Origin of the sequence: Jatrophihabitans lederbergiae (genome assembly GCF_031845305.1) — a bacterium.
GTDB classification, from domain to species: Bacteria; Actinomycetota; Actinomycetes; order Mycobacteriales; family Jatrophihabitantaceae; genus Jatrophihabitans_A; species Jatrophihabitans_A lederbergiae.
Genome location: NZ_JAVREH010000164.1, coordinates 1 through 1337 on the forward strand (window position 1 = coordinate 1; position 1337 = coordinate 1337).

Sequence of the window (1337 nt, forward strand, 5' to 3'; positions counted from 1 at the left end):
GCGGCACACCGCTGCTGGTGGCCCAGCGCATCACTGGCGCGCCACCGGCCGTGCTCGGGGTGATCGACCTCAAGGACATCGTCAAGCCCGGTATGGCTGACCGGTTCGCCGAGCTGCGCCGGATGGGGATCCGGACGGTCATGATCACCGGCGACAACCCGCTGACCGCCAAAGCGATCGCCACCGAAGCCGGGGTGGACGACTTCCTCGCCGAAGCCAAACCCGAAGACAAGATGGCGCTCATCAAAGGGGAACAGGAGGGCGGCAAGCTGGTCGCGATGACCGGGGACGGCACCAACGACGCCCCCGCTCTCGCCCAAGCCGATGTGGGTGTCGCGATGAACTCGGGCACCTCGGCCGCGAAAGAGGCCGGCAACATGGTCGACCTGGATTCGGACCCGACCAAGTTGATCGAGATCGTCGAGATCGGCAAGCAGTTGCTGATCACCCGCGGATCGCTGACGACGTTCTCCATCGCCAACGATGTGGCGAAGTTCTTCGCGATCATCCCGGCCATGTTCGCTGCCGTCTATCCGGGTTTGGACAAGCTGAACATCATGCGGCTCCATTCGCCGCAGTCCGCGATCTTGTCCGCGGTCATCTTCAACGCCCTGATCATCGTGGCCCTGATCCCGCTCGCGCTGCGCGGGGTCCGCTATACCCCCTCCAGTGCGAGCGCGATGCTGCGCCGCAACATCTACGTCTACGGCCTCGGCGGCATCATCGTGCCCTTCGCCGGCATCAAGCTCATCGACCTGCTCATCCAGTTCCTTCCCGGAATCAGGTAACGACTATGCGATCCATCCTGAGTGCCCTTCGTCAATACTCCGCCGCGCTGCGGATCCTGCTCGCGTTCACCGCGATCTTCGGCGTCGCCTACCCCCTTGCCATCACCGCCATCGCCCAGATCCCGGGTTTGAAGAGCCGCGCCGGCGGCTCCGTCGTCTCCCAGAACGGGAAGGTGGTCGGCTCCACGCTGCTGGGCCAGAGCTTCACCGACGCCAAAGGCAGCGCACTGCCGCAGTACTTCCAGTCCCGGCCCTCGGCGGCCGGCGCGGGCTATGACCCGACCTCGTCCTCAGCCAGCAACCTCGGGCCCGAGTCGATCGTCGACACCCTTCCTGACCCCTCGGTGAAGGATGACGCCGGCAAGCAGAGTCTGCTGACCCAGGTCTGCAGCCGCAGCCTGGCGATCGGCGTGCTGGATGGAGTCAGCGGTGCCCGGCCGTTCTGCACCCCCGACGGAGTCGGGGCGGTACTGGCGGTGTTCTGGTCCGGACCGGGTTACCACGGCAGCATCAGCCGGGTCGTGAGCATCAACCAGGCCGCACCGGCGC

2 protein-coding genes are annotated in these 1337 nt (G+C 66.0%); both read left to right on the forward strand.

The window, feature by feature from the left end:
- The coding region (locus tag RM423_RS24735; protein ID WP_311425695.1) for an HAD-IC family P-type ATPase at positions 1 to 788 on the forward strand (788 nt) is incomplete at its 5' end.
- Positions 789 to 793: 5 nt separating this feature from the next.
- Positions 794 to 1337: potassium-transporting ATPase subunit C (locus RM423_RS24740; protein WP_311425696.1), on the forward strand; the 544-nt coding region annotated here is incomplete at its 3' end.